The organism is Clostridium sp. Marseille-P3244 (genome assembly GCF_900120155.1).
Classification (GTDB): domain Bacteria; phylum Bacillota; class Clostridia; order Lachnospirales; family Lachnospiraceae; genus Mediterraneibacter.
Map to the genome: position 1 here is coordinate 335,722 of NZ_LT635549.1, position 14,043 is coordinate 349,764.

Consider the following 14,043-nt stretch of genomic DNA (forward strand, 5'->3'; position numbering starts at 1 on the left):
ATCCGCATGATAAGAAAAGGGGCGGCTCCCTTCCGGGAACTGCCCTCTTAAGTCCTGTGTATCTTATTGAGCGCCGTCCATCATGAACCGGATCAGCCTGTCAGTGTCTTCTTTCTCATAAGCGATGATCTCCAGTTCCGGGATCTCTCCATTGGAAAAAATATTTGCCATAGATACATACTGGGAAAGCTTTGATTTCAGATTCAATCTGTCTCCTTCACCTGTCACCAGCTCGACTCTGCCTTTACAATCATCGATCACTTTGAAAAAAGCATCAATATCTGTTATATTCTGTACTTTCATAAATTAATCTTCCTTTCTTTAATATCTCTTATCTGCTATTATACCTTATCTGGTGAGGATTTCAAGATTTTTCCTCTGTCGCTGTCGATTTTAATGCTGCCCTGTTTCAAAAGCCTTCCCACAGCCCTCTTAAAAGCCGCCTTACTCATGTCCAGTTCAGCTCTGATCCGCTCAGGGTCCGCCTTGTCCGTAAATGGAAGTTCTCCTTCTTCTTCCAGCCGTTCCATGATCTTCAGGGCATCGACCCCCATCTGTTCCGGGATCCTCCCCCGCACGCTCAGATCCAGCTTCCCGTCTTCTTTCACTCCGGTCACCCGGGCCTCGATTTCCTGTCCCATGCACATCCTGCCGTATACTTCCTGCTTCGGGATCCGTGCGGAATATTGATTGTCCACTGCCACGAACACACCGAACGCATCGCTGATCTCATAGACTGTGCCCTTTACCATATCGCCCTTTTTATAGGGAGAATCTGTCTGAAGAAACGGTGTGATCTTCATCGTGGCACACAGCCTGCCGCTTTTGTCCACGTAAAGACCGACCAGATATTGTTGTGCTTTCTCCACTTTCACGGTCTGCTCTCTGAAAGGAAGCAGTAGATCCTTTTCCAGCCCCCAGTCCAGAAAGGCCCCCACACGGCCTGTATCCACGACTTCCAGAACCGCCAGTCTTCCGAGAGTAAGCTTTGGCTCCCGGGTTGTGGCGATCATCCGGTCAGATGAATCTTTATACAGAAAGACCTCCACAGGATCCCCCACTTCGATCCCTTCAGGCACCTGTTTCTTTGGCAACAGAACCCGTTCCTCATCATTTCCCAGGTAGACACCGAACTCTACTTTTTTCACAACGGTCAGTATCTGCTTTTCTCCCAGTCTCATACTTTTTCTCCTCTGCAGGCCATGATGACACAGGCCCGCCCCATGTGTTTCTCTTATTATCTCACTTTAATCTAAAGTATGACGAAAAAATTGTCAATGCCATTTCCTGTATATGGATCAGAACGATCCCCTCCTTACAGGTCAAACAGACTCATCTGATGAAATCCGTTTCCTTTTTTCCCGCCTTCCGGTTTCTCCCATCTCACCTCCTGACTGTCCCGAAGCACCTTGAGAAACTCTGAAACTTCATCGGAACAGGTCAGAACCAGCTCTTCTTTCGCCCGGGTCATCCCTACATACAGAAGGCGTCTCTCCTGTTCCTTATCCGTGGGATGTCTGTCGCTCTCCAGAGGGATCTTTCCCTGCTCCGCCCCGCAGATAATGGTGACAGGAAATTCCAGTCCCTTGGAACCATGGAGTGTCATCAGAGTCACTGCTTCCGAAGTATATTTCCTGCCACCGCACCGTTTCAGGTCACTTTCCACTCCAAGCTCCAACGCGGCCAGAAATTCATTCATGTTCCTGTAAAATACCGTCATTGCCGCCAGCTGCCGCATGGCCGGGATCTCAGTAAGCCTCATCTCCTCTGTCCATTGTTCCATAAACTTCTGGGGTTTTTCTTTATTGTACGCCTCTCGCAGCCTGTCCGCCGTGTTTCTTACAAGTTCTTCTGTCATCGGGTTCCATTCCAGTTTCCACAGCAATGCCCCGCTTTCTTTCATCGCCGACAGATCATCTTCGTCCCGCAGACAGCGGAAGAAACAGATACTGCCCTGTACCGTCTCATCCTGTAGGAAGCCCTCCCGGCCTGCCACGATATAAGGGATGCCTTCTTTCCTCAGACATTTCTCCAGGATCCGCGCCTGATGATGCGTCCGGTATAGTACCGCAATATCCCCGAACCCTCTGATTTTCCGTTCTCCATCGGCCCATGCCGCCTGCTGGGCCTCCAGCATGCCTATGCCGCCGGTCTGTCGGCCGATCTCTTTTGCTATAAAGATCGCCTCTTCCATCGGGCTGCCGGCCTGCACCACGCGAACCGGAACATTATCCGGGCAGTGAGCCTTAAGCACCTTGCCGGGACGAAGCATGACTGCCGCGGCTGATGACAGTATCTGCGGCGAAGAGCGGTAGTTTTCTTCCAGCCTGACTGTATAAACATCCTGGAAATCTTTTTTCAGACGCTCAAAACAGAAGGCATCCGCTCCACGGAATCCGTAAATCGACTGATCCGCGTCCCCGATCACGAACAGTTCCCTCCCCTGTCTGTGCCACAGACAGAGCAGCCGGTACTGTACAGGATTGATGTCCTGGAACTCATCGGTCAGGAGATAGCGAAACCTCTTTTCCCATCCCGGCTGTGCTTTGCCGCTCTCGATCAGTTCCACAGTCTTTAAAAGAAGATCATCAAAATCGTACAGATCCCTGTCTCTTTTTTTCGCCTCATAATTCTCACCGGCCTGCTGCCAGACGCTCTCCTCCGCCTTCCGGCGCCCGGTGCCGTTTCCTTCTCTCTCTTCTTCCGGCTCCTTCATTCCCGACTTACGGCGGGATATCCTTTCCAGAAATATTTCCACGCTCACATCAAGACCGGATTCTTCCAGCGCCGCCGCTGCCAGTTCTTTCTGTTCGGCCTCGCCCGCCAGAATGATTTTCTTTCCCTGCGTTCTTAAAAATTCCAGGCATATGGCGTGGAATGTGCCGATCTGGATCCGGTTTCCGATCTGCCTCTTTCCGGTCTCCCTGCCGATCCGTTCCCTCATCTCCGACGCGGCCTGATTGGTAAATGTCACTGCCGTGATCTCCGAAGGACGTACTCTTCTGTTTTCCAGAAGATATTTCAGTCTTGACACAAGAGTCTTTGTCTTTCCGGTTCCCGGCCCTGCCTGCACGGCAATGCGGGGACAGAGCGACGTGACTGCCTGTTCCTGCTCCGGATTAAGTTCATTGGCCGGAAGTTTTTCGGAGTCTGATCCTTTTGGGCGCCGGTTTTTCTCTGCCTGCCGCGCCGCGGTTTCTTTCTCCTCCGCTGCCGCCCCGGGTTCTGCCGATCCTGTTGTTTTTGCAGACCGGGCATCGCCTGTTCCCAGCAGGTCAAAGAAACTCATCTGCCCTTCTGTATTCTCCAGTTCCTCCGCGCTGAACAGCCGGATGATCCCGTATTCCCCGTCGAATCCCGGTATCCTCTCCACCTGTCCCTTCCTCAGACGCCTGATCCCCTCCGCGATCCTTGTGCCGGATACACGGCGGATCTCCTCTGTCGGAAGGCTGCGCAGAATACTGAATTCATCCCCCAGCTCAGAGAGCATCCGCATATACTCTTTTTCCACTTTTTTACTCGCGGAAGAACACCCGAAAGAAGCCCCGATCACTTCTGAAAGCGGCACCAGGCTTTCAAACGCCTTTGCCCCTTCTCTGACATACCCTTCCGGCCGGTCTGCCAGCTCTTCCACCCGGTGTGACACTCCAACGGTAATCTTCCGTCCGCAGACCGGGCATTTCCCATCGTATTTCATAGTCTCCGAAGGGGTCAGGCAAAGGCTGCATTTCCGATGGCCGTCCATATGATATTTCCCTTCCTCAGGGAAAAATTCGATTGTTCCGTATAACCCTTCGCCGGACTGTATCGCTTTCGCAAGCCCTTCGTAGGACATGGGAATGTCCAGCAGGTTCGCCTCCCGTCCCAGCTTGGCCGGAGAGTGGGCGTCCGAATTGGAGATCAGCTGATATCGATCCAGAGCGGATACCCGCCAGTTCATAGGAGGATCAGAAGAAAGTCCGGTCTCCATGGCATGGATATAGGACGTCAGATCCCCGAAGCATTCTTCCACTGAATCAAAGCCTGAAAAGGCTCCGAACAGAGAAAAGTGAGGGGTCCAGATATGGGCCGGCACATACACTGCCGCAGGGCACTGTTCCAGCACGATCTCCAGCAGGTCGTGACAGTCCAGCCCCAGGATCGGCCGCCCGTCCGAATGAATATTCCCAATCTGCTCCAGCTTGTTCGAGATGCGCTGCGCGTCCTCAAGTCCGGGCAGCAGGATCAGACTGTGGACTTTCCGTACGCGTCCGTTTTTCTTATAAATGGAACTGATCTCTCCTGTGATCACAAACCGGGGCGTCATTTCCCCCATAACGCTTCCATCCCGGATCCGGTATTCGTCTTTCAGAACATAGAGTCCTTCCTCTGCCGGCTCCAGCTTCGCCTCCAGCTCCTGCCTCCATGCCGGATGGGTAAAATCCCCGGTCCCGACGATATGGATTCCTTTCCGCCTTGCCCACAGATCAAGAGCTTCGGGGCGGCAGTCTTTGCTTGTCGCTCTGGAATAACTGGAATGAATGTGCAGATCCGCAATGTACATTCTCTCGCCTTCTTTCGTAATATTGATGACTGGTTCCATGTCATTAACTGGGAACAGGCCGAACACCGCTTCTGCGCATCAGCACCGCGCCTGTAATATCCGCCAGAAGCCATCCGACGGGGATAGCCCACCAGATCGCTCCCACGCCGAACACCGGCGCAAAGGCATACGCCAGCGCTACTCTCATTCCAAGTGAGATAATGGTCAGCAGCAGAGAGATCTTCGGCCGCTCCACTGCCCGGAAATACCCGTACAGCAGGAACAGGATCCCGATTCCCACGTAACATGCCCCTTCGATCCGCAGGTATCCCGCTCCAATATTGATAATCTCCCTCTCCCCGAGGTCTACAAAAATCCCCATAAGCCGGGGCGCCAGAAGAAACACCGCCGCAGACGCAATGACACAGAACCCCAGTACCACGCAGACCGCGCTCTTTGTACCTGAACGGATCCTGTCCGATCTGCCTGCCCCGTGATTCTGAGAAATGAAGATCGAATACGCATTCCCGAATTCCTGGGCCGGCATATAAGCCAGAGTATCGATCTTCACACCCGCCGCGAAGGCAGCCATGACCGCCGTACCAAAACTGTTCACCAGTCCCTGTACCATCAGGATGCCAAAATTCATCACCGACTGCTGCACTCCCGTGGCCGCCGAATATGAAAAAATCTCCTTCATAACAGATGCCCGTAAGGGAGTGCGTTCATTTCCTTCCTCAGGTCCTCTTCTGCCGCGCAGCAGCGCCGGTTCCTTCAAAAAACTGTAAATCCCGATTCCCACTCCTGAGACGGCCTGTGAAATGACCGTGGCCTCTGCCGCGCCTTCCACGCCCCGGTGGAAAACTGCCACAAACACATAGTCCAGAAATATATTGAGTACGGTGCTGATCCCCAGGAAAATCAGCGGCGCGACTGAATTTCCGGTTGAGCGGAGAAGAAACGCAAAATAATTATACAGAAAAATAAAAACAAGCCCGTACAGGATCAGCTTTGTATAGTCGTGCATCATCCCGTAGATTTCCGCCGGCGTCTGCATCAGACGCAGCACCGGATCCAGCAGCAAAAAAGATACAGCGCTCAGTACAACCGTCATTCCCAGGATGAGCACGAAGGAGGACAGGATATATTCCCTCATCTTCCGGAAATCTTTTCTTCCGTAACTGATCGAAAAAAGAGCTCCGCTCCCCATGCACATTCCTATGATAAGAGAATTTAAAAATGTCATCAGTGTATATGCGCTTCCCACTGCCGCAAGAGCGCCCGGGCCGACAAACCTGCCCACGATCCATGTGTCCGCCAGGTTATAGCACTGCTGCAGGATGTTCCCCAGTATCATGGGAACGGCAAAGCAGAGCATTGTTGCCGTTACATTTCCCTTTGTAAGATCTCTGTTTTTTGTCGCGCGCGTTTTCATGATCTGTTCCGTCTGCCTTTCCATGCTGCCTTTACCCGCCCTTTTGTCCAACAGAGGTCACATGCTGACAGCATCGATCTTTCTGAGTTCTTCTTCTGTAAACTGTATATTTTTTATTGCCCTGATATTTGCCAGGATCTGTTCCGGTTTTGATGCCCCCACAAGGACACTTGTCACTTCGCCGTCCTTTAACACCCAGCTAAGAGCCATCTCTGCCAGCGACTGGCCCCGCCCTGCCGCGATCCCGTTCAGCGTTCGGATCTGAAGCAGTTTCTCTTCTGACAGCGTTTCTGCCTTCAGAAATCTTCCGTCTGTCCGGATCCTGCTGTCTTCCGGAATTCCATTCAGATACCGGTCCGTCAGATGTAGGACGGATTTTGCGGACATTCAAAATAAAAAAGAATGTGGAGGTAACAGACAATGGCAAAATCATTATTTGAGGAACTGGGCGGCAAATACGAAAGGCAAGGGGATTATTTGATACCGTGCTTAACTGTACCCGCCGAAGAAGAACAGGCAATAGGCATCTGGGGGCAACGGCATTTAGATTATCTAAAACAGTACCGTAAAGTTACATACACCAATCTTCTTACAAGCGGCAGGCTAAACGCCTACCTTGCCGACATCAACAGACAGGCACAGGAACGCTTTGAAAGGCTCATAGAGGGTATGAAACAGGCACAGGGCATAACGGAACAGCTAAAGGCAGAAAACGCCTTAGAATGGACAGGATGCCTCAATAACATAAGGGCTTGTGCGAGGGAGATTGTGGAAAAGGAAATTATTTTTGCATAAACAGATGATTAGTGGCAGGGGGAAATCCTGCCGCTTTTTCTGCTTTAGTTTGTCCTTGAGTTTCCGCAGATTGTACTAAAAAGATGAGTATGTCTTTCTAAAGTACCAATCTGCCCATTTTTTGAGAGATTTAGAATGGCAGCACCGAGAGTAGAGGCACTTTTATAAGCCCCGCCGGAACCGGGCTTTGGGAGACATATACTTTTATCTATTCAGGCGGTCAGCTTAAGGCAGAGTTGACGGTATGTCGGACGCTTTGTCCTGTACCAGAGCCGGATGCCCTCTTTGGCATGTGACAGTATGCCGGAGATGCCTTTTGCCAGCCGGTAATAGCAGAAACTGACTTTTTCCTTGATCGGGTCTGCTTCCTGTATGATTGAAACTTTCAGGGCGTTTGTCTCAGGACTTAATTCTTCCTGAGCTAAAAATGCCATGGCTAAAGTAATATAAAAGTTAAGCGCATTAATGGCTTCCAGTTTTCTTACACGGAAATTTTCAAACTGATAGGTCTGCTTTTTACAACGGAAATATTCCTCGATCCGCCATCTGGAAAAATAAGTTCTGGCAATGCGGATCACATCATCCTTTGAACGGATCTCTTTGTTTGTAGCCAGCATCATGGGATGTTCCGTGATCCCATAGACCAGGACCAGATAAATATTTTTCCGGGAGGCAGTGATCTGAACTTTTACGTGGGAAAGATATGCGGTATGCTCTTTTCCCTTATAGAAAACATCCGCTTTTACTTTCCCTTTCCTCCGATTCTGCAGTTCCGTTGCCTTTGTCCATTTGTTGTGATAAAGAAGTTTCCGGTTGGATTTCAGGCGGATCACGTAATCCTGCTTCAGATGGTCGAGGATGAGAAAGATCTTATTGTCATCATAACCGCGGTCCATAACAAAGGTGGCCTTTCCGAAAAGAGCAGATGCCTGTTTGATCGCATCAAATGTGATGGTATTTACAGATTTATAGTCCTTCTCAACAGAAGAATGGATCATGGAAAAAACACTGACAGGATGCTTGTTGGCAGTCAGGACACAGGCCTCTGTTACATGGTATCCTTTTTTATAAACACTTTTCGTCTGTGTGCTTTCAGAACCATCGCGAACGATACCAAGAGCTTCAAACTGTTTTCCATCTGGTTTTACGATATCACTTTCATCAATGAGGACCACTGGTTCAGAGGGAACGAGTCTCTTTACGGTGTGGAGATAAGAAGCGGCAGCAGAAGCCGGCGTTCCTTCCGAAAGATGATTTGAAAGCCGTTTTACAGTATTCACCTTATGTACCGTTTCATGAAGCTGGTCGGAAATATCAGTGAGCAGACAGCTTCTGGATGCCAGAATGCCATAAACCATATCTGCTGTGAACTTCCGATCTGGTTTCGAAAGTCTGCGGGAGATTTTATTAGTAAAAGTCAAAATTTTTCTTTTCAAACGGTAGGTAATTGATGTAGAATTAGCCATAAGGAATCCCCTTTCTTTTTGTTTAGTAAGGTTTTTGTTTTGCAGCTTAATTTTACATCAAAAAGGGACAGGATTCCTTATATTTTGGCCATTTTTTGAAAGTTGTGGATAACAAAACGCAGCAGATTTGTCTGAGGGAATAATTCTGCGGAAACTCAAGTAGTTTGTCAGCTTGACAAATAAAGGGTTAAGGAATATAATCCCATCTTTGACAGTTGAAAGAGTAAAAAGAGGCTACAAACCCAGTAAATATGGGCGTTGTAGCCTCTTTCGGTCTTGCATCGATATGTGCTATATTTTGTCTCTTTCCAAAACTTTTGTATTTTTAATGAGAGTGCGCATGGAGGTTTTGGTAATGATCTCATAATCCGTACGGAAACCAAAAACCTGGTGCAGGGTATCTGTAAGTTCTGTACGGGTGTAAGAGGGGATATAACCGCCGGCAGAAGATAAAAGGGTCATCTTCATGGAACGCAGGGTTTGGATGAGTTGATTACACGTATAGTCCTCTCCAACAGCCTTTTCCAACAGCCGATACACGGTCAGGCTGAGATAGCAGGTCATGAAATGGGCTTTGATGTGGTCTTCTGTACGGACAAAGGCTGGGCGGGAGCCGAGATCCTCTTTCATGATGCGGAAGTTTTCTTCGATCTGCCAACGCTGCCGGTTGATCCGGATGATCTCACTTACCTCTCCCTCTAGATTGGTCACTACGGCATAAAACCCATCATACATCGCTTCTTTCTCGATCTGTTCCCGGTCAAGGGCATAGATTGTTTTTTCAGCGATCTCCCCATCCGCCGTAACCGTAGTGGCTTTTATAAAACGCATAGGATCATTCGGGTTTTTGCTCTTTCGTTTCTTCCCCGCGGAGGAGAAAAGTTTTTGCGCCCGTTCAATCTGGCCTTCCCGGATCCTTCTTTGGTAAGCGGCGTATTTCGGGGAATAGGTAACGATCAGAGTCTCATCCATATCTGCTGTCACAAGAGGGTATTCCTTATAATAAACAGAGTTGTAGGTCTCTTCATCCGTTTCATCCAGTGTGCGAAGGTCAATAAACTTTTTGGAACCTATCTTGCGGAACTGCGTGGGATCCATCGCGATCCTCCGTTCATCCTCTTTCATTTTTTTCAGAGAATGTGTGATCACATAGGCTCTGTTAGCGAAACTGTTGAAGCGGCGGTTATTCAGAGAACCCAGCCCGCTATCCGAACAGAAAATAAATTCGCTGCAGTTGAAATCCCGGATGATCTTCTGCTCTAATGGCTTCAAAGTTGTCTGTTCATTCTGGTTCCCGGGGAAAATATCGAAAGACAAAGGGATCCCGTCCGCATCCATGAACAAACCCATGGTCACGATCGGATTGGGACGATGTTCCTTGCTTTTGCCGTATCTGCGCAGTTCGTCCTCCTGTTCGATCTCAAAATAAAAGTTTGTGCAGTCGTAGTACAGGATTTTTTTGTTCCTGGGAAGGACAAAGTTGGAATTCTGGTAGAGTTCACTCTGTATAAAATCGGATTCCTCAGCAAGGACGGAAAGGGCACGGTAAACATCCTGTAAGGAGTATTTTGGCGGTTCCAGCAGGGTCTTGCAGTACGCATAGCTTTCCCGCTTGCTGGAGGGATGGAGAATACGGGCATAGATCAGGTCTGTTAAAATGGCGTGGAGATCATACAGATATTTATGGCGGCCTTTGATGGAACGGCAGATCTTATCCAGGCGAAGTTGGGTAACAAGGGACTGGAGAAAGAGATATCCGATGTTAAAAAGGCGCTGCTCATTTGGGGCGATACGTGCTCCCTGAGAAAAATCTATAGAAACTTTCCCGTTTTTCTGATTATAGAGTTCTGTTTCTTTTCGTGCTTCGTTTTTAGCCCATGCCAGCATCATATCTTTGTCTCCGTCAAACTGAGCGATGAGATCGTTAAATTTTCCGAGTTTTTTATAGATACGGGAAGATGATTTTCCATCCTCTTTCCGAAACGATTGATAAATATATACATCTTTATTATTTTTACTGCCTGTAATAGCGATATACATGATAAAAAACGCCTCTCTTTTCTTTTTATTATAACACACTATTACAAACAAGTACAGAGAAAAACATAAAATTTGACAAAAAAATGCAGGCTTTATGCGGCCTGCAAGGTATTTTTGATTTATTCAACTGTAAAACTCCCGCAGCTTAATTTTACATCAAAAAGGGACAGGATTCCTTATATTTTGGCCATTTTTTGAAAGTTGTGGATAACAAAACGCAGCAGATTTGTCTGAGGGAATAATTCTGCGGAAACTCAAGTAGTTTGTCAGCTTGACAAATAAAGGGTTAAGGAATATAATTAGATTCAGTATTATACAAGGAGTTAATAAATATGCGGCAAGGTATTCTTAAATAAACTGTCAATTTGATAGTGGGAACAAAAAGTAGCAGTCCCGTTTCACTTTTAATATGGGGCTTAGTTTTTTGTACCCAGTTTAAGAATACTTTTATCATGTAATTTTATATGCCCGAAAACATATAAGTGTTTTGGGGCTATTGGAGTTATTTACCCAGTGATAGGAGTATTTATCACTGGGTATTTTTATGCCCTTTTTTGGGTGTTGATAGGAGGAAAATCACATGAAAATAATTAACTTAGGCATTCTGGCTCACGTTGACGCAGGAAAGACAACATTAACGGAAAGTTTATTGTATACCAGTGGTGCAATTGCAGAACTAGGGAGCGTAGATGAAGGCACAACAAGGACAGATACAATGAATTTGGAGCGTCAAAGGGGAATCACTATCCAGACAGCAGTGACATCTTTTCAGTGGGAGGATGTAAAAGTCAACATTATAGATACGCCAGGCCATATGGATTTTTTGGCGGAAGTATACCGTTCTTTATCCGTATTAGACGGAGCAGTATTATTAGTTTCTGCAAAGGATGGCATACAGGCACAGACCCGTATACTGTTTCATGCACTACAGATAATGAAGATTCCGACAATTTTTTTCATCAATAAAATTGACCAAGAGGGGATTGATTTGCCAATGGTATATCGGGAAATGAAAGCAAAGCTTTCTTCGGAAATTATAGTGAAGCAAAAGGTTGGGCAGCATCCCCATATAAATGTAACGGACAATGACGATATGGAACAGTGGGATGCGGTAATTATGGGAAACGATGAACTATTAGAGAAATATATGTCAGGGAAACCGTTTAAAATGTCAGAACTGGAACAGGAAGAAAACAGGAGATTCCAAAACGGAACGTTATTTCCCGTTTATCACGGAAGCGCTAAAAACAATCTGGGGATTCGGCAGCTTATAGAAGTAATTGCCAGTAAATTTTATTCATCAACGCCTGAAGGTCAATCTGAACTATGCGGGCAGGTTTTTAAGATTGAATATTCAGAGAAAAGGCGGCGTTTTGTTTATGTGCGTATATATAGCGGAACATTGCATTTGAGGGATGTTATTAGAATATCTGAAAAAGAGAAAATAAAAATCACAGAGATGTATGTTCCGACAAACGGTGAATTATATTCATCCGATACAGCCTGCTCTGGTGATATTGTAATTTTACCAAATGATGTTTTGCAGCTAAACAGTATTTTGGGGAACGAAATACTGTTGCCGCAGAGAAAATTTATTGAAAATCCTCTCCCTATGCTCCAAACAACGATTGCAGTAAAGAAATCTGAACAGCGGGAAATATTGCTTGGGGCACTTACAGAAATTTCAGATGGCGACCCTCTTTTAAAATATTATGTGGATACTACAACGCATGAGATTATACTTTCTTTTTTGGGGAATGTGCAGATGGAAGTCATTTGTGCCATCCTTGAGGAAAAATATCATGTGGAGGCAGAAATAAAAGAGCCTACTGTTATATATATGGAAAGACCGCTTAGAAAAGCAGAATATACCATCCACATAGAAGTCCCGCCAAATCCTTTCTGGGCTTCTGTCGGGTTGTCCATAGAGCCGCTCCCTATTGGAAGCGGAGTGCAGTATGAAAGCAGAGTTTCACTTGGATATTTAAATCAATCGTTCCAAAATGCGGTTATGGAGGGGGTTCTTTATGGCTGCGAGCAGGGGCTGTATGGATGGAAAGTGACAGACTGTAAAATCTGTTTTGAATATGGATTGTATTATAGTCCTGTAAGTACCCCCGCAGACTTTCGGCTGCTTTCCCCTATCGTATTGGAGCAGGCTTTAAAAAAAGCAGGGACAGAACTATTAGAGCCATATCTCCACTTTGAAATTTATGCACCGCAGGAATATCTCTCACGGGCGTATCATGATGCTCCAAGGTATTGTGCAGATATTGTAAGTACTCAGATAAAGAATGACGAGGTCATTCTGAAAGGAGAAATCCCTGCTAGATGTATTCAAGAATACAGGAACGATTTAACTTATTTCACAAATGGGCAGGGAGTCTGCTTGACAGAGTTAAAAGGATACCAGCCAGCTATTGGTAAATTTATTTGCCAACCCCGCCGCCCGAATAGCCGTATAGATAAGGTTCGGCATATGTTCCACAAGTTAGCTTAACAGCTTGCAAAAGTCATATAAAATGAGATTTGAAAGGATTAGAGACTAATTATGATGAAATGCGAATGGATATTGTGTCCTGTTTGTGGGAGCAAAACCCGTAATAAAATTAGGAAGGACACTGTTTTGGAGAATTATCCCCTTTATTGTCCAAAATGCAGACAAGAAAGATTGATTAAAGTTGACAACTTGAAGATAACTGTCATCAAAGAGCCAGACGCTTAAGACGCAGAGCCGATGAAATTGTGGAACAATTCACGAATCATCGGCTCTTTTTGTTTCGTATTTGAAAGAACAAACTCACCAAATAAAAAAAACGATATTCGGGTGGGTTATTTTGTTATACCCTAAATTACCCTCTGAATTTGTTTTTAAATTTGGAGGGATTTTTTTATGTCCTTTTTTCGGGCAGTTATCTATCTGCTCATACGAAGCAAAATTTATCAATACATAGCATATCAGAGAACGGCAGGAAACCAGTTAAAAAAATTTCTGCCAGTGCAACGGTACTTCTCACCTTGAAAGTAGAAGTACAATCTCCATACAATAGAATTACTATTTCCTATAACCGTAAAGGTCACAGAGCCTTTGCGGTTTTTCTTTTGTCGATTTTTGTTGGAAAGTGCCGTAGGGCTGTTTCTGATATGCGGTGTCGTTCTCCGCCTCTCCATCTGGATTTTTTACATTTCAAAAATTCAGATGGGAGGTATTTATGGTGAAATATGCACCAAGAAAGGTATATATCAGAGAAAGTGGCGGCTATGTGGAATTATCCTACACGGAGTTCTGCCGTTGCAGGGAATCCGACCAGACCTATATGGACAAGCTGTTTATCCCCATTCAAGGCTGTCTGCTTGAAGTCGTGAGGGAGCAATACACAGACTTCTACCGTGACAAGGAACGGTGGCGTTATCTGCAAAAATTAGATACAAAGAATAGACTGCTATCTCTCGACGGATTTACGGACAGCGAGGGGAATCCTCTGGACTTTATCACTGATGAAGCGGTGGACATTGCAGAAACCGTTGTCAATGCGGTCATGGTGGACAGGCTGAAAGCCGCCCTGCCTTTGCTGTCGGATAGTGAACAGGAGCTGATACAGGCAATCTTTTTTGACGGACTTTCCGAGCGTGAAGTCGGGGCGAGGTTGGGCATAACCCAGAGCGTTGTAAACAAACGCAAAGCCAGAATCCTAATAAAACTAAGAAAGATAATAGAAAATTAAAATTTAAGGCGTTCAGCCCCCTTGTTTTTTCCTTTGGGAAGATGAGGGGGCTTTTCTCTG

10 protein-coding genes and 1 pseudogene are annotated in these 14,043 nt (G+C 46.5%); 4 read left to right on the plus strand and 7 right to left on the minus strand.

The features are described 5' to 3' along the window. Positions 1 to 63 precede the first annotated feature (63 nt). The 5 genes from BQ7367_RS03375 to BQ7367_RS03395 form a co-directional block, all read right to left on the minus strand. Positions 64 to 303 (minus strand): polya polymerase, encoded by a 240-nt coding sequence (locus BQ7367_RS03375; protein WP_072524221.1) that lies wholly within the window; start codon positions 301 to 303, stop codon positions 64 to 66. A 38-nt stretch (positions 304 to 341) separates the two neighbouring features. Further along, the gene (locus BQ7367_RS03380; protein ID WP_072524222.1) at positions 342 to 1,181 is read right to left on the minus strand and encodes a CvfB family protein; all 840 of its coding nucleotides are present in this window, start codon (positions 1,179 to 1,181) and stop codon (positions 342 to 344) included. Positions 1,182 to 1,315: 134 nt separating this feature from the next. Further along, positions 1,316 to 4,582: a UvrD-helicase domain-containing protein gene (locus BQ7367_RS03385; RefSeq protein ID WP_328586518.1), complete on the minus strand. Its 3,267-nt coding sequence runs from the start codon at positions 4,580 to 4,582 to the stop codon at positions 1,316 to 1,318. 4 nt (positions 4,583 to 4,586) lie between these two features. Then, positions 4,587 to 5,981, minus strand: a complete 1,395-nt coding sequence (locus tag BQ7367_RS03390; protein WP_083588859.1) for an MATE family efflux transporter — start codon at positions 5,979 to 5,981, stop codon at positions 4,587 to 4,589. A 33-nt stretch (positions 5,982 to 6,014) separates the two neighbouring features. Further along, positions 6,015 to 6,344 (minus strand): aldo/keto reductase, encoded by a 330-nt coding sequence (locus BQ7367_RS03395; RefSeq protein ID WP_083588860.1) that lies wholly within the window; start codon positions 6,342 to 6,344, stop codon positions 6,015 to 6,017. A 33-nt stretch (positions 6,345 to 6,377) separates the two neighbouring features. On the opposite strand from BQ7367_RS03395, the gene BQ7367_RS03400 reads away from it, so the two are divergent. After that, positions 6,378 to 6,752, plus strand: a complete 375-nt coding sequence (locus BQ7367_RS03400) for a TnpV protein (RefSeq protein ID WP_001129922.1) — start codon at positions 6,378 to 6,380, stop codon at positions 6,750 to 6,752. 212 nt (positions 6,753 to 6,964) lie between these two features. Here the strand turns inward: BQ7367_RS03400 and BQ7367_RS03405 are convergent, their stop codons facing one another. Beyond that, the gene (locus BQ7367_RS03405) at positions 6,965 to 8,110 is read right to left on the minus strand and encodes a transposase (RefSeq protein WP_235837530.1); all 1,146 of its coding nucleotides are present in this window, start codon (positions 8,108 to 8,110) and stop codon (positions 6,965 to 6,967) included. A 399-nt stretch (positions 8,111 to 8,509) separates the two neighbouring features. Beyond that, on the minus strand, positions 8,510 to 10,258 hold the full coding sequence (locus BQ7367_RS03410) for an IS1634 family transposase (protein ID WP_072524224.1): 1,749 nt from the start codon (positions 10,256 to 10,258) through the stop codon (positions 8,510 to 8,512). A gap of 580 nt (positions 10,259 to 10,838) precedes the next feature. Between BQ7367_RS03410 and tet(O) the strand changes: the two genes are divergently transcribed. The 3 genes and pseudogenes from tet(O) (at position 10,839) to BQ7367_RS03435 (ending at position 13,983) form a co-directional block, all read left to right on the plus strand. Continuing rightward, positions 10,839 to 12,758 carry a tetracycline resistance ribosomal protection protein Tet(O) gene (gene tet(O), locus BQ7367_RS03415; RefSeq protein ID WP_005357924.1) on the plus strand — a complete coding sequence of 640 codons (1,920 nt, stop codon included), beginning with the start codon at positions 10,839 to 10,841 and terminating at the stop codon, positions 12,756 to 12,758. Between the two features lie 51 nt (positions 12,759 to 12,809). After that, positions 12,810 to 12,999, plus strand: a pseudogene (locus tag BQ7367_RS03420) (cysteine-rich KTR domain-containing protein). Between the two features lie 471 nt (positions 13,000 to 13,470). Next, positions 13,471 to 13,983, plus strand: coding sequence for a sigma-70 family RNA polymerase sigma factor (locus BQ7367_RS03435; protein WP_000241709.1), 513 nt, complete (start codon positions 13,471 to 13,473; stop codon positions 13,981 to 13,983). Positions 13,984 to 14,043 lie beyond the last annotated feature (60 nt).